Source organism: Synechococcus sp. N26 (assembly GCF_900473975.1).
GTDB lineage: Bacteria > Cyanobacteriota > Cyanobacteriia > PCC-6307 > Cyanobiaceae > Parasynechococcus.
This window is the reverse complement of sequence record NZ_UCNM01000006.1, coordinates 50886-69992: the sequence shown is the minus strand read 5'-3', so window position 1 is coordinate 69992 and position 19107 is coordinate 50886. Positions and strand designations below refer to the sequence as shown.

The window sequence follows — 19107 nt, the reverse complement described above, 5'->3', positions numbered from 1 at the left end:
CACATCAATCAACTGGCATGGATCAGCAGCCAAGCCATGCGGCAATCAAAATCTCAAACCGTGAGCTCGATGGAGCTGGTCATTGCTCACCAATCAAGTGCCCAGATCAGGGTTGATGGCACCAGGCCGGTATTCAACATTCTTCAGAAGCTCAGTTGACTTACCCCGCAGCCAAAGCAGCTGCCCTGTGGAAGCAACGCGCTTGCAACTCACCCACGCGTCAGAACGAGCAGCCGGAGCACAAGCCAGCAGCACCCCAACAGCAATCAACCAAGCGGAGCGGCGCAAGGAAAACATCAGGGTTCAGCAATCTTTGCTAGTAGGCCATCAACTCAAGCCAGAACAATGCAGTAAGCGCAGCGGCTCCCAAGGCCAAAGCGAACCATTGATCTTTGAGGGCGCGGACCACGTTGCGTCAGCTGCTGCCCCAATAAACCGAGCTTTCAGCAAGAAGCCAACCTCAGCTGATCCTCTGTCGCCCAACCGATGACACCATCAGGAATGTCTCTTTCTGGCGCGCATCTGGCGGGACGAGGTTCCATATAAGCGTCACACTGATGGCATGGCTCCTAAACCCTGGTTCCAAGCCAACATCCACGCCCCCGGCACAGGCTTCGCGTTGCTGGTCATTGCGTTTTGCTTGCTGTTTCAGACCATCCCTTCAGCGATCTGCGTGTTGACCCCCAGGGCTGGCTGGGACCCACCGTTGTCTCCGGAGAGAATCAGGTATTGCAAGGGTGGCTGACCATGAACCCCCTAAGTGTCTGAAAACTGAAAAAAGGCGACCGCTGCTTCAGGCGAGCGCATTTCGCTATCTGCGGCTTCATCCAACCGAGCAAGCTCCGCAAGCGAATCGGCGGTGAAGACGACGATGGTCGTCATGCCCGGTTCCTACAGATCGGAGTGCCTAGGGGCGTTTTGCGATGTCGACGCGGCCCTATGGATTCCGCGAACGACAGCGTCGAGAAGAAGCACCGCAAGGTGCTTTCAGACCTCGCCTGGGCGATGCACAAGCTGCCGCCAAAGACCTATTCGCTGAGCGTTGAAGACGGTGCTCAGGACGCCTTCTGCGACTGGGCAGAGGCTTACTGGGAAAAGGCTGATCAACCCACTACGAAACCGTTGCTGGCGGCGCTCTACAACAAGCTCCCTGACCACGCAACGAAGCTCAGCGGGACTCTGCACTTGGTCAACGAGTACGACCCTGACAACAGCGATCAGTGGCATCCGAGCAAGACGATCCCGCTGTCGGTAATACGGCTTGCGCTGGCGATCATCGATTGCCTGGTCGTCGAAGCTGAGCGATTCCACGCCAACACCGACGACTTAGAAGCTCAGGCGATTGCCAGGTTCAAAGAACTGCCCCCAGTCGAATGGACTTGGGACAAGTTCAAGGCCAAATGCAAAGACCCCATCCGCAAAGAGGGTTCGAAGCTGTGGACAAACGTCGTCACTGCGATGCGTGATGCAGGTATCGGCGAGGTAACCAAGTCGAAACCGCTCACTTTCCGCAGACATACGGACGTTGACGGACATCGCAAGATGTCCGCCTAGAGCCCAGTCAGGCACTGCTATTGCGGTGCCACGGACACACAGACATCACTCACAGCCTCGTCTCCGAAAACAGCCTGTTTCGGAGACGAGGTGTTTTTCTGTCCGCCGTCAGCAGACGCACTGCGCTGCAACTGGTTTGTCCAGACATAGCGGGGCGTTCGCAGCCGTCCGCCTGTTTGCGAAGCGGCTAAAAATGGGGCAGCTTTTTGGGCCCCTTGGAGCTACTGGCCAACATCTACGCAGTGCTCGGCTTCATCTGTCGGGTGCTCGGCCTCAAGTCGCAGAGGAAGAAGTTTCGAGAATGGGAAAACGAGCCTGAGAGCCGAAGTCAAAAAGCTTGATGCTGAGCGCCGGAGGCAGTGCGAGGAGGCTGATCGGCTTCAAAGGCAACGGTTCTTCGATGATCCAGAGCTGAACACTCAGGACTGGGAGCTACACAAGAAGCGCCTCAGTCAGTGCGGAGCATCCCGTTATGACCACTGCTCCTATTACGTCGGACCACGAGGCGGGGTCTACTACATCAACTCCAGAGGCCGGAAGACCTACTGCTGAGCGACTGCACAAACGGAATTACGTCCACTTAGTAGGTGGAATCCTTGAAGCCGTAGCGATTCATGAGTTCCTCGGTGGAGATCGGTGTGCCCGACCCCTCCGCGAGCCCGGGGATGCATTTGAACTTGATCTCGCGGTAAAGCTTTTGGAGCGCAGCGCCGTTTTCTTCGCACTGCTCCATCGATGCCTGGGGCACCTGATCGGTAAAAGCAGCCCCCCTAGTAACGAAGAAAAAGATCAGGTAGATGACTTCCATTGTTTGGTGCTCCCTGTCGCTGGCTTAGCCATGCCTGGCCCCTTCGGCTTCACAGAACCGGCGGCGCCGTCGTCCCCATCAGGGTCCCGACGCCAATCACCACCAGCACCAGAAGCAGCATCCACCTCATCTATAAAAAAATCGCCTTGTGACGGGGCGATCCAACCCTGTTGGCAATGCTGAAGACCGCAGCCGGTTGTGGATCAACAGGTCAGTGAGCCCTCACTGGATGGCACTTGAACGGTGCAATTATGGTTAAGTTCAAGTTAAGAGAATTTTCTTACCAGTGAATCCGGACAAGCAGCACAAGAAACTGCGCAAGCTTGCTTGCCGTGCTCAAGAGTGCTTGACACGGGAAGAGGCGCAGAAAATTTTGAGGAAGGCAGACAAGGCACACCGAAAGCTCTCCAATCGCTGATTTGCCCAGCAGCATCCGCAGCTTCTGATGGGAAGTAATAGGCATTACGTCAACCGGCCAGGATTCATGGAGCCGAGACGCCTGGCAGCTCAACTGGGAGATTTAGAAATCACAGTGAACTGACCGGCGTTACGCGCAATCTCCACCTCGATTTCCTCCGGTGTTGCATACGGAGGGCCAAAGAAAGCAGGCCGAGAGAAAGGCACGGTGAGACCGGTACTAAAGGAGGGACGCTGGTGGAGCATCTCGATCCAAGCGAGCAGATGGCTCATCGCCGAGATATCGACATTTGCCCAATAAGCACTAGCGCAGTAAGGGAAGCAGGCGATATCCACGAGTGTGCAACGCTGACCAAGCACAAACGGGCCGCTCGATGACGCGAGCTGGTCGTTGAGCATGTGCAAACAGCGTTCCGCTTCTGCAATGAAGCGACCAATGGCGAAGGGATCGTTTTGGCCGCGAACCTTGGCGATTCGCTGAAAGTACATGGCTTGCCCCATCGAAGGTCCGAGGGCGCTTACCTGCCAATGGAGCCATTGCTTCGTCAATAGGTGCAGCTGCAGGTCCTCATCGGCAGGGGGCAGCAAAGGGCTGGCGAAGCGAGCCGCGCTGTACTCCAGGATGGCTGCCGACTCGGCGACTGTTACTCCGTGCGCACGATCAATCAGTGCCGGAATCCGACCGTTTGGGTTGATGGAAAGAAAACCTTCACTGCGCTGTTCACTCTTCTCAAAGTCCACTAGTGCCCAGTCATAAGGCACACCCATTTCTTCATAAAGGATTGGGAGCTTCCAGCCGTTTTGGGTGGCATAGATCAGACAGCAAATTTCACTGTGTTCTGAAGACGACCACGCTTCGTCAAGCGTCACCTGCCTGGCTAGCCTTGATGTTTGGCTCATGTCATCGCCTCTCTCGTTCCTGCATCCCTGATCAACGCTAGGGAGTCGATCCGATCGTTTGACGTAAGAGGAATTACCGAAAGCCTCCCTACCGCTTCGCACCGCTCCTTTCGCGACGCTGACCGGGGCCAATGATTTTCTTGGCCGATGAAGTCCAGCAGCGGAACATCGGGACAGATGCCATCAAGGACGTTCGCCACTATCAACCAAGCCCAAAAATCCTTATTGGTAATTTACCAATAATTCAAGTCTGTAGAGGGGGAACAGTGTTGTCTCCCCAGTAGCTCCACATCTGATTGTTCATGGCTGTAGTTGAACCATCTCCAGTCGTCATGTTTTGGATCTGACTGGTGCTCAGGTTGCCTCCGGTGTAGACCGCTTCCAGGGTGCCTTTGGCGTAGATGCCGATGCCGGTGACGCCGCGTGCTGTGACGTTATCGACAACTGAGATATCGGGAGTAAAGACACCAATAATCTTGATTTCATCAATAGCATCTAAGCCTTCAATGAAGTCAGCCTTCTCTCCGTTAGGGCTGTTACCAGCCTTTCCATACCACCAATTACTCAAGTGCTGATCTGACTTAATAGCTATGAGATCCTTTGAGCCATCCTGCTGATCCTTGAAAGTGTTCCAGCCAAAATCACCATGTAATTCGTCTGAACCAGCTCCACCATCAATAATGTCTCTTCCATTGCCACCATGAATCAAATCAGCCCCACCCCCGCTCTCTAAAATATCCCAACCAGCGAGACCGCGAAGGGTATTTCCATCCTCATTCCCTACAAGAATTGACGTGTCAATCGAAATATCCTGAGACGAAGGAAGACCCGTGGAGTCAAAAGAAAGCTGCCTTGCCTGAAGAAAACTGTCAGTCGAGTCATGGCCTAGCTTATTGATGCGATTCACTGAAACCTCCTGCATCCAAGTATTACTGGCAGTGTTTATAAACAATTCGTTTGATGCCGGATCAAATTTCCCGGAGGCTTCATTCAAGCCTGTACTAATCCACGAATCAGCAATATAGTCTACACTTGAAATTGACCAATAATTTAATTTTTTTGGTGCAGGATTTCCAGAGGACCAGTCATTCTGCTGCCCCCAATGACTTTCAAGTGCCTGCCAGTCATTATCAGTTAGACTATTGGGCCATATGCCACCAAGAGGCGAACGATAAGACATTATTGTTTCCTCTGGATAAGTGCTAGTCCAAGCATCATTATTATCACCATATAAATCTCCGTCGTCAGACGAGAATGGATGCTCCATGCCCAGAGAATGGGCTATCTCGTGGATAAGGCCATAGCGAAAATATCTTTGATTTCCAAAATTATCTCTGTCCAAGAATATTTCCCAAAAATAACCTGTCTCATCTGAAAAATTGGTAACCGCTAGGCCGAGAGTTTGCCCATCACCACCCAAATCAATTTCCTTATCAATATAAATATTGATATCTGAGCTCGAACTGTCGGAGGTTAAGGCAAAATCAATGCCCAAGCGATGGTCGAGGTCATTAATCAAAGATTGTACAAAGTCAATATCGTCATCATTCCAAGCCAATGCATCAATAATTTGCGATCCATACGGACCGCCGGAGACGGAAGTTGGTCCCTTGGAATTATGTAGGTAAATGTCTATTACTTGATCTTCGCTCAAGGCCTGATCAGTAACCGATGTAAACCTTGGGTCTATTAAATACTGAGAGTCAATGCTTTTCATTTGGCATATTATCTCGAAACACTGAATGCATCACAAGTATACCTGAGAATCACGAATAGACAGCAGGAAGCCTTTGATGCTGATTCGTGAGCATGATGCTCAAATGGGCTTGTCATTGCTGACTAGTCCAGTATCTTGCCAAGGTATCTGTTCAGTCTCGAAATGGCTTTCGAAGATTTCGCAGAGTATGGCCAATACACCGTAAATAGCGATTGGACATCAATCACGCTTTCGAAAGCGTATACCAGAGACATAGCGATTTTTGCTGAAGTAAACAGCTTTAATGATGGTGATCCAAGTAGTAACCGTGCAAGAAATACACTTGCACCTGTAGAGATTAGGCTGCAAAATATCTCCAAGGGCTCAGGGGCTACGCCAGCGTCGTTTGATATAAAAATTCAAAGGCCATATGGCTATTCAACTACTCACCCCAATGAAACAGTTTCATACCTTGCTATTTCATCTGGTACTTGGGATTTAGTCGATGGCTCAAGATTGGAAGTAGGAGTTTTTGACAGAAAACATCTGAAAAACAATAAATTTCAGTCTGTCGTCTTTAACTCCTCCTTCAGTAATAAGCCTGGGGTTATATCCCAGGTTCAAACATACATTGGCGATCAATGGATTACCCTGAGACAAAAAAATATTAATGAAAACGGTTTTAGTATTGCACATCAAGAGGATGAATACTACAATAAACACGGTGACAAATCTCACAAAATCGAATCATTGGCATATCTTGCCTTTGATGATGGATTTTCGACAACTGACGGTAACAGCCTTCTTGAAGGAAGAATCCTTGATTCCTCATCAGAAAAAATAGATCATACCGGCGAGACATTCTCATTTTTAACTACAAGTTATCAGCAAAGTCCTGTCTTAATCACACAAAATTCGTCCAGAAATGGTGGGGATCCTTCCAAAACACGCTTATCTTCATTATCTAGTGACCAATTCGATGTATATATCCAAGAGGATCGTTCTAGAGACAATGAGACTTGGCACAAATATGAAGAGTTCAGCTACTTTGCCGTAGGAGATGGAACTAAATTTCAAGGGGAATTTGTTGATCCTGCAGCAGCACCCTCTATTCAAGGATTTTCTGGGAATCCTGGCGATGCCTCTTCTTCGATAACTATAAATGAAAATACAACTGAGATAGGTACTCTCGGAGCAAATGAATCTGTTAGTTGGTCTATTTCGGGCGGAGCAGATTCAGCACTTTTTTCAATTAACAGCACAACTGGAGAATTATCTTTCAATTCGGCACAAGACTATGAATCTCCCGGCGACGCCGACTCGAATAATGATTTTATTGTGCAAGTTACGGCAACAGATTCTGATAGCAATACATCGAGTCAATCTATCACCATAAATGTCGGAGATATAGACGAAGTTGCTCCGGTAGCCAACGATAATTCTGAGACTTTATCTGGCAGTAACATTGCAGGAGACATGACAATATTAAGCAACGATTCTGACAATATTGATTCGCCTAGTTCTCTTGAGATTTACTCAGTAGGTGGAACTTTATTCGAAGACTTAGACGATTCAGAGCACACCACTTACGATTCATCTAATGAATACAAGCAAATAAGTGGAACTAGCGGAACACTTTACATTAAAAAAAATGGCACTGCTTATTACATAAAGACATCTAGCACAAGCCTTAGATCTTCTTCACCAACAAATTTAAGACTAGGCAGCAGTGTCAAACTTTTTACGACGGCTCTGATAGCCTCAGGATCTAGTAATAGTGAAAGCATTAATACTTCCCAATCACTTTCTACGTCATCGATAGATAGCTTTGATTACGTCATAAAAGACAGCTCTGGAAACACATCTAACACTGCAAAAATCTTACTTTCGACGACATTAAATCAACCAGCAGAAGCGCCGTGCTTTGCATCCAATACGAACATTCTCCTAGAAGATGGCACCCAGAAATTAGTTCAAAACCTTATACAAGGGGATAGAGTTATGACTCACCGTGGAGTGAGAGAGGTGCTTTGGATTGGTAAAAAATACTTCAGCCAAAATGATTTAAAATCAAAAAAGAGAGATTGCCCAATCGCCTTTCTGCCAGGCTCTTTAGGCGAAAATATTCCTACGAAAACGCTATACGTGTCTGAAGGGCATTATCTCTATATAAATGGGAAACTCATAGCTGCTGGATGCTTGGTCAATGGGATCAATATTGTTAGAGTCAGCGCAAATATCCTTACAAACGGAGTTTGCTACTGGCATATTGATCTCGGCCAAGAAGAGCTTGTCATGTCAAATGCCTGCTGGACTGGATCATATTATTGTTTTTTTAATAGAAGAAACTTCAGCAATCACTCTGATTTTGCAGGAGATCCAGACAGATGCACAAAAAAACTAGATTTACCTAGACACGCCTCAGTTTACGAAGTAAAAGAAGATTACAAGTACCTTACAAGACGTGCTATAAGCATGGTTGCTAATGAAACATCAGAACTTGAGAAACATAGAACGTCGTTATCTTGTAAGTGATGTTTCTCTCGAGTGATGCCCAGAAGCCTTTCTTGCCATCATTCCATTTAAGAAAGATTCAACCCACATGCGGAACTGAATCGATAACTGCAAACTTTTAGCTAACCAACCCGAAGAGAAGAACTATCCCGAGGGTTGCTAGCGACGTAATGACCAGTTGTCGCGCTCGACGAGTGACCGAGGGTGGCTTGAAGCGTGAATACGTCCACGCCCCTCTGCACAGCGTGTATGGCATGGCTTTGCCTAGGCAAAGCGAGGGGTTGCGAAGGACGCGCATGATCTTGGGTTCAGAAGTACCTTTGCTCTCCTGATCGATTCGCGGCGCATGGACCTCCTCCAGGCTTGTGACGAGATGAAGAGCTTCATCGAGACAGCTCAGAAGTTGGTCGAAAGCTGGGAGGCAGACCCGGACAACTATTCGAAGTTGGAAGAGGGCCTCGCTGCGATGAAGGCAAAACTGCAGAGGTTCCAGGACTGACGGCTAGTCGGTCTTGGCGATGGCGCCCAGGTGCTCAAGGCGCCGCCAGGTATGGCCATCGTTGCCCCAGCGACAGAGTCGACGCTGAAGCTCAAGCCAATGCTCATCCGTTGGCTCGTAAAGGCTCGGCCGTTGTTGTCCTTTTGTATAGCTGCCAGTGACCCAGTTGCTGCTCATTGCTTTGCGTGGCTAGGGGTGGAAGTGAGACGAGACAGCCGAGGGAATGGCGGTCTTGGCTCGGGTGATCTGTCCGACGGCTGGCCGGATCACCCTGTCGTGCATTGGGCGGGGCCCTACTTCAATCCACATGAAGGCGATAGTGCACCAGTCCAAGCAGCCCAAATCGCTCAGTCAGCAGCAAATGCAGCAGTAGTTGCTGCTCATTTGGTCGCTGCCATCGCTTCATCTGAGAGGAGCGAAGCCCACGACAGGGGCAATGTTGTCTTCGGAGGGTTCCTGCAGCCTCCATCCAATGGTTTCTCCAGTGACCGTTGGGCGCTGATCACTGCACTGACTCCCTGAGGCGATGCGGGGAGTCAGATCAGCGTTCTTCCACTTCTCAACCTGCTGACAGATCTCTTGTCATGGATCCTTTGGTGTTGCCAATCGCTGGCCTATTTCTTGACGTGGCTCAAATCATCTATGGGAAGACACCTCAGCAGTCAGACTGAGGACCTCATCTGACAGGCGGGGGGCAGCGCCTCCGGCCTGTCTTGCGCATCGTCTCCCAAGCCTCTATCGCGTTGTGCCGCAGCAACCGCCGCCGTGTCATTGGCTCAGGCGGGAGGGGTGGTACGTAGTTGTAGATCCTGATGGCTACCCACTGCGCATGCACGGTCTCAGTATCTGGCTTGAAGTGACAAAGCTTCTGCTGCTGCTCGGAATACAGCCACCCCTCACCGCCAGACTTGGCGGGACTGTCCTCATAGCGAGAATCTTCCTTGAACATGGCTACAACCTAAGGACTGACACCACCCCCCTATGGATGAATCCACGTTCTGGGAACCAACCGACGAATTTCTGAACCAAGCCGACTACGACCTGAAGCTCTTGGTGAAGACCTGGAAAGACGAATACGGCGCGGATGACTATGCATGCTCCATGGTGCTGCGGACCATCGCCGACAGCGTTTATCTGCCTGAGGGCCAACCGCTCGTCTAGCCATGTTCTTGGACGTAATCGGCTTTCTTCTGCTTGTTGCCCTTTTGGCGTTTGGTGTCGGGGCTTTGTGGAAACCCCTAAGAGCACTCTGGGGATTTATTTCCCGGCGTCAGGCACTGGATTGGTGGACAAAGAAGCCCATCCTTCCAATCGTTCGTGGCAAGAGCGGTGGCCGCTTTAAGCGCATCTACCGCAAGAGGACACGCCGTTCCTTCTATGGACGCTTCTAAGTAGACGTAAGAGCAATTAAGCAGTTTTGGTGCGACGCCGTTTCGCCCGACGTGGCTTGCCTTGCTTGGGCTGCTCGGAAGCCTTGAGATAAACCTTTCTCCCCTTGGCATCGATTCGATACAAGCCACCCTTTGGGCCTCTGTGAATCTCGGACTCTTGATCAGCACGAACTGTCTGATGAGCACGCTCTTTGAGAGTTGGTCCTCTTAACTGATCAGGCTTTTTGAGGAATAGCCACTTCAACAACAACCCAAGAGCCTTGAGCATCGCAAGAAGATTGAAATAACAGACCTAATAAAGCGTGACCGTCAAGAGATCAATTCACTAACCAAGACGCAGAGAACTGCTGTCCCGAGGGTTAGCAGCCACGTAATGACCAGTGGTCGCGCTCGATGAATGCCCGAGGGTGGCTTGAAGCGTGAATACGTCCACGCCCCTCTGCACAGCGTGTGTGGCATGGCTGTGCCTCAGCTGGTGTGGGTGAACGTGAAAACCGGCGGCTCGTCCCCACTTTCGGCAAACATCTCCAATCGCTTGTCGAGTGAGATGTCCCTTGCCACGGGGGCTCGGAAATACATAGCTGTCAGCTTCGCCGCGGCCAAGCGCGTGAAAAAGCTGGAGCGTGTCACTGGACACTCGAACAGTCCTTGCTTTGGATCCTTTTCCAAAGAGATGAATTTGACCGCCATCGGAGAGAACTTCGATGTCCTTCCATTTGATAACTGCGATCTCAGAAACTCTGCAACCCAATAGATACGAACCCCTGACAAGGGCGTAATCACGAATGGCGTTGCGATCGTGATGAGCAGCCTTGGCGATCGTCGCCATCAACAGCCCCATCTGTTCATCGGTCAGTGGCCTGGTGCTCTTGTCAGCGTGGAGAAGTGCACGTGGTGGCATTGGATTACGCGGCACCCCTGTAACCGCTGAGCGGCTTGGTTCAGCCGCCCATCGGTACAGGGAGCTGATGGCAGCGATCCTGCGGTTAAACGTCCGGGGCTTGATGAGACCGGCGTCTACTTGTTCCCGCAGGAGGGACACCCAGTCCTGACAGAAAGCAGGGTTGATCTCCCGCAGATGCAGGTGTGGGTGGTTGCGCTCTCGCCAGCGACAGAACTCACGGATCTCGAAGCGATAGCCGTCTTGTGTCGCCTTGCTGCCGGTGCGACTGCACTGGCTGATGAACCGCTTGATCAGCAGGGCATCGCCCCACACAGCAGCACCAGCCTGGGCTGCATCAAAAAGAAGGGAGACATAAGCAAGCGCCTCCGCCTTATCCATGCCGTCCAAAACAGGCGGCAGATTTTTGCGAACGGTTTTGCGAATGGCCACGTTTTGGGCCTCCGTCTCAAAACCGAGATCGGTTGCGGTGGAATAGTTGAGGGGGGCTTCCACCCCCAAGCAGTCATTTGGGTGATAAGGCTGACTTCACCCCATCTCCCTAAATGGGTCAGGCAGCAACAGGGGCTGCTTGACGGGAGAAACGAACGATGTTGTTCGCAGTTACGGGTTTGCTCTCACCGAGCAGGCTTCAGTCACCCTCCTCATGCCCCGTCGAAACCATTGCAGCCCCGTGAGGGGGAATGGAGCTGAGCGGAATCGAACCGCTGTCCGAAACACTGGTGTGGATCACCTAGTCCGAAGAAGCCGGACCCTGTCATTCTGACAGGAGTGGTGACCTGGAGCACAACGCCCTTGGGTCGAATCAACCGGCTATCCGCCGTGGCCGTTGTGCCACAAGGCCTGGAAGCAGCCGCTGGCGACGAACTCAGCACCCTTGGAGCCCATGCCGTAAGGCCCGGCAGGCGTGCCGTGGGCTTCCAGGCAGACATGGCCTGCCTCTACCGGCTGCACCTGCAGGCTCGACTGCCCTTCCGGCTGTTGCGCCAGGTGGCGCGCTTCCCCTGCCAAGGCCGGGACGACCTCTATGACGGCATCCGCGAAGGGCTCGACTGGGAGCGCTGGCTGCATCCCTCGATGACCTTCCGGGTGGATGTGACTGGAACAGCACCAGGACTGAACCACAGCCATTTCACGGCGTTGCAGGTGAAAAATGCCCTTGTTGACGCACAACGGGATCTCTGGGGCGAGCGATCCTCGATTGATCTGGATGACCCCGATCTCTCCCTGCACCTACACCTCGGCCGCGGGGAAGCCCAGCTAAGTCTCGATGGCAGTGGGGGCAGCCTGCACCGTCGTGGCTACAGGGCCGCCATGGGAGCAGCACCGCTGAAAGAAAATCTGGCCGCCGGGCTGATCCGCCTGACGGGCTGGGATGGAAGCCAACCCCTTGTTGATCCGTGCTGTGGATCCGGAGTGCTCCTGATCGAAGCGGCCCTGGCCGCCTTGCAGCAGGCCCCGGGGTTGGAGCGCCACTTTGCACTCGAAGGATGGGCCGATTTCCAGCCGGAGCTCTGGGACAGAGAAGCTGATCGCGCCCGGCAACGGCGCAGGGGGGACCTCACCCTCCCGCCGCTCCTGGGGATTGAAGCGGATCCCGCCATTGCTGATCAGGCCCGGGCCAATGTGGAAGCCGCTGGGCTGAGTGGAGTCATCCGCATCTGCACGGGCACTTTCAGCGATCACCCCCTCCCGGAGGGGCCGGGGGTGTTGGTGTGCAATCCCCCTTACGGCCAACGGATCGGCGATGAAGGGGAGCTGGAGGCGTTGTATCGAGAACTTGGCAACTACGCCAAAGGCCAGGCCAAGGGTTGGAAGCTCTGGTTGCTCAGTGGAAATCGCAACCTGACGGGAGCCCTGCGTCTGAAGGCCGAGCAACGGATTCCCGTGAGCAACGGCGGCATTGACTGCCGCTGGCTGCACTACGACATCCGCTGATCACACCCGTCCCATCACCGCCCGCACCGTTTTCATCAGTCCCTCCAACGTCTGAGGCAGGAACGGGCCCTTGAGCACCTGGCCGCCAATACGCAAGCTGATGCCCGCCAGCACAAGGTTGGCCACAGCGAGACTCAACAGTGCGCGCATCCAATCCAGAGCCCACTGGGCCTGAATCCAAAGCAGCAACGACGCTTCGCCTGCCAGCAAGGCCAGGAACATGGCCGTGCCTCCGATGGCGAGGAACAGGCCACCGCTTATCAGTCGGCGTTTTTCCCGATCCACCTCCTGCAGGGCAATCCGCACGTGCAGATCCATCACTGACGCCGCCAGTGCGGTCACCCGAGCTGCCGCTCCAAATCCGCGGGGAGAGTTCTGATCGGCCATCAGGAACGCCGCCCCCCGCGAAGCATGCTGCCCAGCAGCAACCCAACACCAAGGGCAACGCCCACAGCCAGCAGTGGCCGCTGACGCACAGGCGCCTCGATCTTCGGCCGCAGGGTGCTGTTCAACTCATCCAGCAACTGTTCCAGTTGCTCTTCGAGGGGATCCAGGCTGTCGGCCCAGTCGCGGCTGCGATCACCGGCGCTATGGAGAAGCTCCTCCAGTTGATCCCGAACCCCTTGGGGCGTCAGGCCTGTGTTCTGTTCAATCAAACGAACCAACTCATCCACACTCCCCCGTGTGGCTTCAAGCGTGTGCTCAGCCAGATCCGGCCAGCGCTCCTGGATCGTCGGCAGCAGACTTTCAAAGCGCTCACGGAAGTGGTGCTCGAATCTGCCGTTGGACTGCGGCGATGGCGAGGCCATGAAGACCGTTGGCAGGACGCTTTAGAAGGGTAGGGAGACTGAAGGCTGAGGGAAAGTCTTTGCCGCGATACGCCCTGCTGCGTCACACCGGAGCACCGGACGACCCCAGCGGATGCCACATCGATCTGCTGCTTGAGGACGGAGACAGCTGCCGAACCTGGCGACTGGCCACAGTGCCGCAGCTCAATGCAGCAGCCCAACCAGCGGTTCCCCTGCCTGCCCATCGAAAGATCTGGCTGGAACCCCGCAGTGCTGCCGTTTCGGGCAATCGGGGCTGGGCCGAACGCATCCATGCCGGCAGCTACTGCGGCGTGCTCCCCAACGCCACGGATGCAGACGTCACCCTGCAGCTCGAGGGCGACCTCCACGGCTGCCTGCGCATCACATCCGGGCACTGCTCGCTATCGCACCCTTGAGCTTTTCGTGGGTTCCGCTAGTTTCGACTCGCTGACAGCCCCAGATCCTGTTGGTTCATATCAATCAGGTTGGGCTGACGCACTTCAAGTCGTTCGGCGGAGCGATGACCATCCCTCTTGAAGAGGGATTCACCGTCGTGACGGGACCCAATGGCTCCGGCAAGAGCAACATTCTTGATGGCGTTCTGTTCTGCCTGGGCCTGGCCACCAGCCGTGGCATGCGGGCTGACCGCCTGCCGGACCTGGTCAACAGCGGCATGCTCAAGGCCGGCAAGGCCGCTGAAACAACCGTCAGCGTCCGCTTTGACCTGAGCGACTGGACACCCGATGCCGCCGAGGAAGGCCTGGAGGCACCAGCGGAGGGGCCATGGATTCAACCGGGACAAACGGAATGGACGGTGACCCGCAAACTGCGGGTGATGCCGGGGGGCTCCTACAGCTCCAGCTACAGCGCGGACGGGGTGCCCTGCAACCTGCAGCAGCTGCAGACCCAGCTGCGCCGCCTTCGGATTGATCCTGAGGGCAGCAACGTGGTGATGCAGGGGGACGTCACCCGCATCGTCTCGATGAGCAACCGCGACCGCCGCGGCCTGATCGATGAACTGGCCGGTGTTGCCCTGTTCGACACCCGGATCGAACAGACCCGCCGCAAGCTCGATGACGTGCAGGAGCGCCAGGAGCGCTGCGGGATCATTGAGCAGGAACTGCTGGCCAGCCGCCAACGGTTGGAGAAGGACTGCGCCAAGGCCCGGCAATACCAGGACTTGCGGGAACGGCTGCAACTGGGACGCCGCCAGGAGATGGTGCTGGCCTACGAAGCCGCCCAGCAGGCCCTCAAGGATCTGGCCACGCGCCAACAGGCGCTGGAAGCCCAGGAACAGAGGGACGCCGCGGCCATTGCCAGCGGCCGAGAGCAGCTGAACAAGGCCGTGGCCGAACTGGACTTGCTCCAGGAGCAGGTGAAGGCTCTTGGGGAAGACCAACTGCTGGCGGTTCAGGCGGAACTGGCTGGCCTCGACACCAGCAGCCGTGAACTAGAGCGCCAGGCCAGCCTCCACCAGGACGAAGGCCAGAAACTGCAGGCGCAGCGTCAGGACCTCTCCACCCGTCGCCAGCAGTGGCAGCTGCAATCACGGGAACTGGAACGCGATCCCCATCAGGACGCCCTCAGCGCCGCAGACGAGAACTGCAAAACCGCTGAAGCCGCGGTGGACATGTCCCGCCGCCGGCTGGCAGATGTGGCGGGCCGCTCCGGCGCCTGGGTGGAGGAACAGAAGCGCCGCAGCGGTCGCCGGCAGGAGTTGCAAAGCAGCGTCGCTCCCTTACTCGAGGAGCAGCAGCAGTTGCAGGAACGACTGCGCCAGGAACGGGAACGGCTGGAAGAGCTCACCCAGGAGCAGCACCAGGACGGCGCCGACTGCGACGCCGTGCAGCAACAGCTCGCAACCCTGGAGGAGACCTGGCAAACCCTGCTGCAAGCCATTGCCGACGGCAAGCAGGAGCTCCAGCAGACCGCCGAATCACTGGCCATCCAACAGCGCACCCGCAGCCGGCTGGAGCAGGAGCAGACCCGCTTGGAACGGGAGATCGCTCGGCTGGAGAGCCGGCGGGATGCCCTTCAGGAAAGCCGCGGCACCGGAGCCCTGCGCCTGCTGCTGGAGGCCGGCCTCGATGGCATCCACGGCCCTGTGGCCCAGCTGGGAGAGGTGGAGGATCGCCATCGCCTCGCCCTGGAAGTGGCCGCGGGGGCCCGTCTCGGCCAGGTGGTGGTCGACGACGACCGCATCGCCGCCCGCGCCATCGAACTGCTCAAGAGCCGCCGTGCTGGCCGGCTCACCTTCCTGCCCCTGAACAAGATCCGCGCGCCAGGGGGCGGGGGCTCTTCAGCCGCCTTTGCCCGGGGTGCACGCCCCGGTGGAGACAGCGGTGCCGGCCTGATCGGCCGGGCCGTGGAACTTGTGCGCTTCGAACCGGTCTATGACCAGGTGTTTGCTTACGTCTTCGGCGACACCCTTGTGTTCTCCGACCTGGCCAGCGCCCGTCAACAACTGGGCCGCTCCAGGGCGGTGACACTGGATGGGGAGCTGCTGGAGAAGAGCGGCGCCATGACCGGCGGCAGCTTCTCCCAGCGCAGCAGCAGCCTCAGCTTCGGCCGCAGCAGCGATCAGGACGAAGCTGAACCCCTGCGGCGGCGCCTGCTGGAACTGGGGGAATCCCTGGTGGCCTGCCGGCGGGAGGAGTCGAAGCTGGCCCAACTGATCGAACAGCAGAAACCCCAGCTGCGCGAACTGGAAAAGCAACAGGCGGCCTTGATCGCAGAGCGCAATGCCGCCCGGCGCAACCACGCCCCCCTGCTCGAGCGCAGCCGCCAGCGGGCCGAACGGCTCAGCAAATTGCAGCAGGACCAGACCGAGCAACAGCAGCGGCTCGAAGCCATCAGCACTGCGCTCACACCACTTACCGCGGAACTGCAGGCCTTGGATGAGGCGGAGCGCAACAGCGGCAACAACGACGATGCCGCCGCCTGGGCCCAACTTCAGACGGAACAGGAAGCCGCCGACCAACGGCTGGAGGCGGCCCGCCGCGAGCGCGACCAGCTGCTGAATGCCCGCCGCGAGCGGCAGCTGGCGATTGAACGCCTGGGTGACCAGGAGAAGGCTCTGGCCGCCGAAGAAACCCGCTTGCAGGAGGCGGTGAAGGCCCTCGCCAGTGCCCATGGGGCCTGGCGCCAGCAGCAGAGCGACCTCCAGGGGAAGCGCAAAGAGCTCGAGCAACAGCAGACCGACCTTCAGGAGCGCTTCGGCAGCCAGCGCCGGGCCCGGGACGCCGCGGAAGCCGAGGTGGGCCGCCAGCGTCAGGCCCTGCAGCAGGCCGAATGGAATCTGGAGCGGCTCAAGGAAGACCGCGAAGGATTGATCGAAGAACAGCGCAGCGGTGCGGTGCGCCTGCAGGAGATGGAACAGGCCCTCCCGGACCCGAGGCCGGAGATCCCGGAAGCCCTGCGGCTGGCGGGCTTGGAAGCCTTGCAGACCGATCTGCAGGCCATCCAGCAACGCATGGAAGCGCTGGAACCCGTGAACATGCTGGCGCTGGAGGAACTCGAGGCCCTCGAAGAGCGGCTCAACGAACTCAACGAACGGCTCGACGTACTCAACAGCGAGCGGGAGGAACTGCTGCTGCGGATCGAAACCGTGGCCACCCTGCGCCAGGACGCCTTCATGGAAGCCTTCACCGCCGTGGATGGCCATTTCCGCGAGATCTTTGCCTCGCTCTCCGATGGTGATGGCCACCTGCAACTGGAGAACCCGGAGGAGCCGTTGGAAGGTGGCCTCACCCTGGTGGCCCATCCCAAGGGCAAAACCGTGCGGCGCCTGGCCTCGATGTCGGGGGGAGAGAAATCACTCACCGCCTTGAGCTTCCTGTTCGCCCTGCAGCGCTTCCGGCCGTCGCCGTTCTATGCCCTCGACGAGGTGGACAGCTTTCTCGACGGCGTCAATGTGGAGCGCCTGGCGGCTCTGATCGCCCGTCAGGCCGAGGCAGCCCAGTTCATGGTGGTCAGCCACCGCCGCCCGATGATCGGCGCAGCCCAGCGCACTATCGGGGTGACCCAGGCCCGCGGCGCCCACACCCAGGTGGTGGGTTTACCGGATGCCGCCTGAACGATCGGAGTTTTCGCTGTGCAATCTGAACGTGACAGGCGGAACCCCTGCGCCACAATGGTCTGAATGTCCATGGCCGAGGGCCCGCGCTTGACCCCGACCCCTACCCCAAACGACGCCATCACTACTGGCGTACCCAGCGATCGCCTCTGGTTGCGCTCCGAACTGATGGGCACCCAGGTGATCACCCGTGACACCGGCCGCCGTCTTGGGGTGGTGGGTGAAGTGATCGTCGATATCGACCGCCGTGAAGTGGTGGCTGTGGGGCTGCGGGACAACCCCCTGACCCGTTTCCTGCCCGGCCTGCCGCGCTGGATGCCGCTGGACCGGATCCGTCAGGTGGGCGACGTGATCCTGGTGGATTCGGCCGACTCCCTCAGCGAAAACTTCAACCCTGAGCGCTACAGCCGGGTGATCAACTGCCAGGTGATCACCGAGTCCGGTGAACAGCTGGGGCGGGTGCTCGGCTTTGCCTTCGACATCGAGACCGGCGAGCTCACCACCCTGGTGATGGGCGCCCTTGGCGTGCCCCTGCTGGGGGAAGGGGTGCTGAGCACCTGGGAAATGCCGGTGGAGGAGATCGTCAGCAGCGGGCCGGACCGGATCATTGTTTACGAGGGAGCCGAAGACAAGCTCAAACAGCTGAACAGCGGCGTTCTGGAAAAACTGGGCGTCGGTGGCCCCAGCTGGGAAGAGCAAGAGCGGGAGCGCTACCGGGTCAACCTGGTGCCCGTGGAAAATCAGCTCACCTCCGGACAATCCCAGGAGCAGGAGCAACGGCGTCTCCAGGCTTCAGAAGCCGAGCGGTTTGAGGCTGATGCAGAACTGGAATATGTGGAGCTGGAGGACCGGCGGCAGGATTCCATGCAGCAGCGCCGCTACCTCGATGAGCCCCAGAGGTACGACGAGCAGCGCTACGCCGAACCTGCCCGCTACGACGAGCGGCCGGCTGAGCGAGCACAGACCTACAACGAGCCCGCACCCTACGAGCAGCAGCCTGCCTATGAGGAACAGCCCGCCTACGAGGAACAGCCTCCGCGGCGTGCGATGCCAGCCTCCCGCCGCGCGATTCAGCAGTCGGGCGAACCCCTGGATGTGGAACCGATGGAGGATGCAGCGCCCCAGCGCCGGAGCCAGGATCTCGACGATCCCTGGTGATCTGGCCTGAGGCGCTGAACGGTGTTCAGGACGCCTTGAAGTTCAACGATGCGCTGTTGACGCAGTAACGCTGGCCCGTGGGGGCGGGACCATCAGGGAAGACGTGCCCGAGGTGGGCATCACATTGAGCGCAGTTGATTTCGGTGCGCACCATCCCGTGGGTCAGATCCTCTTTGGTGGTGATCGCCCCGGCACTCACACCGTCCCAGAAACTGGGCCAACCCGTGCCCGAATCGAACTTGGTCTCAGAGCTGAACAGCGGCGCACCACAGCAGACGCAGTGGTACATCCCCGTGGCCTTGTTGTTCCAGTAAGCCCCGGTGAACGCCCGCTCCGTGCCGCCGCAGCGGGCCACCTGGAACTGCTCCGGCGTCAGGGATTGCTTCCACTCCTCGGCACTGCGTTCGACCGGATTGGACGGGGACATGGTCGTCGGAACCAGAGTGG

At 56.6% G+C, this 19107-nt stretch carries 19 protein-coding genes; 8 read left to right on the top strand and 11 right to left on the bottom strand.

Annotation, left to right across the window (positions count from 1 at the left end):
* Positions 1–756 precede the first annotated feature (756 nt).
* Positions 757–882 carry a hypothetical protein gene (locus tag DXY33_RS12805; protein WP_256377188.1) on the bottom strand — a complete coding sequence of 42 codons (126 nt, stop codon included), beginning with the start codon at positions 880–882 and terminating at the stop codon, positions 757–759.
* Here DXY33_RS12805 and DXY33_RS03595 point away from each other — a divergent pair.
* Positions 826–1554 (top strand): DUF3987 domain-containing protein, encoded by a 729-nt coding sequence (locus DXY33_RS03595; protein WP_244275859.1) that lies wholly within the window; start codon positions 826–828, stop codon positions 1552–1554. The genes DXY33_RS12805 and DXY33_RS03595 overlap by 57 nt on opposite strands.
* A 580-nt stretch (positions 1555–2134) precedes the next feature.
* On the opposite strand, the gene DXY33_RS03590 is transcribed toward DXY33_RS03595, so the two are convergent.
* The 3 genes from DXY33_RS03590 to DXY33_RS11965 all read right to left on the bottom strand — a co-directional run bounded on the left by DXY33_RS03590 (position 2135) and on the right by DXY33_RS11965 (position 5333).
* Complete coding sequence (locus DXY33_RS03590; protein WP_170950932.1) at positions 2135–2302, bottom strand: hypothetical protein; 168 nt, start codon at positions 2300–2302, stop codon at positions 2135–2137.
* A gap of 567 nt (positions 2303–2869) precedes the next feature.
* Positions 2870–3649 carry a glutathione S-transferase family protein gene (locus tag DXY33_RS03585; RefSeq protein WP_170950931.1) on the bottom strand — a complete coding sequence of 260 codons (780 nt, stop codon included), beginning with the start codon at positions 3647–3649 and terminating at the stop codon, positions 2870–2872.
* A 274-nt stretch (positions 3650–3923) separates the two neighbouring features.
* Complete coding sequence (locus DXY33_RS11965; RefSeq protein WP_136975420.1) at positions 3924–5333, bottom strand: hypothetical protein; 1410 nt, start codon at positions 5331–5333, stop codon at positions 3924–3926.
* Positions 5334–5558: 225 nt separating this feature from the next.
* On the opposite strand from DXY33_RS11965, the gene DXY33_RS03575 reads away from it, so the two are divergent.
* Both DXY33_RS03575 and DXY33_RS12200 read left to right on the top strand, forming a co-directional pair.
* Positions 5559–7910 (top strand): Hint domain-containing protein, encoded by a 2352-nt coding sequence (locus DXY33_RS03575; protein ID WP_115131787.1) that lies wholly within the window; start codon positions 5559–5561, stop codon positions 7908–7910.
* 325 nt (positions 7911–8235) lie between these two features.
* Positions 8236–8388, top strand: coding sequence for a hypothetical protein (locus tag DXY33_RS12200; protein ID WP_170950930.1), 153 nt, complete (start codon positions 8236–8238; stop codon positions 8386–8388).
* Positions 8389–8391: 3 nt separating this feature from the next.
* Here DXY33_RS12200 and DXY33_RS12195 read toward each other — a convergent pair whose 3' ends face one another.
* Positions 8392–8565 carry a hypothetical protein gene (locus DXY33_RS12195; RefSeq protein ID WP_170950929.1) on the bottom strand — a complete coding sequence of 58 codons (174 nt, stop codon included), beginning with the start codon at positions 8563–8565 and terminating at the stop codon, positions 8392–8394.
* Positions 8566–9064: 499 nt separating this feature from the next.
* Positions 9065–9337: a DUF1651 domain-containing protein gene (locus tag DXY33_RS03565; protein ID WP_115131786.1), complete on the bottom strand. Its 273-nt coding sequence runs from the start codon at positions 9335–9337 to the stop codon at positions 9065–9067.
* Positions 9338–9369: 32 nt separating this feature from the next.
* Between DXY33_RS03565 and DXY33_RS03560 the strand changes: the two genes are divergently transcribed.
* A complete protein-coding gene (locus tag DXY33_RS03560; protein ID WP_115131785.1) occupies positions 9370–9549 on the top strand; it encodes a hypothetical protein in 180 nt (59 codons plus the stop codon).
* A gap of 246 nt (positions 9550–9795) precedes the next feature.
* Here the strand turns inward: DXY33_RS03560 and DXY33_RS03550 are convergent, their stop codons facing one another.
* Positions 9796–10047 (bottom strand): hypothetical protein, encoded by a 252-nt coding sequence (locus DXY33_RS03550; protein ID WP_244275845.1) that lies wholly within the window; start codon positions 10045–10047, stop codon positions 9796–9798.
* 57 nt (positions 10048–10104) lie between these two features.
* Complete coding sequence (locus DXY33_RS03545; protein WP_244275844.1) at positions 10105–11175, bottom strand: tyrosine-type recombinase/integrase; 1071 nt, start codon at positions 11173–11175, stop codon at positions 10105–10107.
* Positions 11176–11475: 300 nt separating this feature from the next.
* On the opposite strand from DXY33_RS03545, the gene DXY33_RS03535 reads away from it, so the two are divergent.
* Positions 11476–12618, top strand: coding sequence for a class I SAM-dependent RNA methyltransferase (locus DXY33_RS03535; RefSeq protein ID WP_115131906.1), 1143 nt, complete (start codon positions 11476–11478; stop codon positions 12616–12618).
* On the opposite strand, the gene DXY33_RS03530 is transcribed toward DXY33_RS03535, so the two are convergent.
* Together DXY33_RS03530 and DXY33_RS03525 are read right to left on the bottom strand one after the other, a co-directional pair.
* Positions 12619–13005, bottom strand: coding sequence for a phage holin family protein (locus DXY33_RS03530; RefSeq protein ID WP_115131783.1), 387 nt, complete (start codon positions 13003–13005; stop codon positions 12619–12621). It lies immediately after the preceding gene.
* A complete protein-coding gene (locus DXY33_RS03525) occupies positions 13005–13427 on the bottom strand; it encodes a YqjD family protein (RefSeq protein WP_115131782.1) in 423 nt (140 codons plus the stop codon). Before DXY33_RS03525 ends, DXY33_RS03530 begins: the two co-directional genes overlap by 1 nt.
* Positions 13428–13486: 59 nt before the next feature.
* Between DXY33_RS03525 and DXY33_RS03520 the strand changes: the two genes are divergently transcribed.
* From DXY33_RS03520 to DXY33_RS03510, 3 genes are all read left to right on the top strand, one after another.
* On the top strand, positions 13487–13843 hold the full coding sequence (locus tag DXY33_RS03520; protein WP_115131781.1) for a hypothetical protein: 357 nt from the start codon (positions 13487–13489) through the stop codon (positions 13841–13843).
* 50 nt (positions 13844–13893) lie between these two features.
* Complete coding sequence (smc, locus tag DXY33_RS03515) at positions 13894–17502, top strand: chromosome segregation protein SMC (protein WP_115131780.1); 3609 nt, start codon at positions 13894–13896, stop codon at positions 17500–17502.
* A 90-nt stretch (positions 17503–17592) separates the two neighbouring features.
* Positions 17593–18660 (top strand): PRC-barrel domain-containing protein, encoded by a 1068-nt coding sequence (locus DXY33_RS03510; RefSeq protein ID WP_371634548.1) that lies wholly within the window; start codon positions 17593–17595, stop codon positions 18658–18660.
* Between the two features lie 25 nt (positions 18661–18685).
* On the opposite strand, the gene msrB is transcribed toward DXY33_RS03510, so the two are convergent.
* The gene (msrB, locus tag DXY33_RS03505) at positions 18686–19087 is read right to left on the bottom strand and encodes a peptide-methionine (R)-S-oxide reductase MsrB (RefSeq protein ID WP_115131778.1); all 402 of its coding nucleotides are present in this window, start codon (positions 19085–19087) and stop codon (positions 18686–18688) included.
* Between the last annotated feature and the right edge of the window lie 20 nt (positions 19088–19107).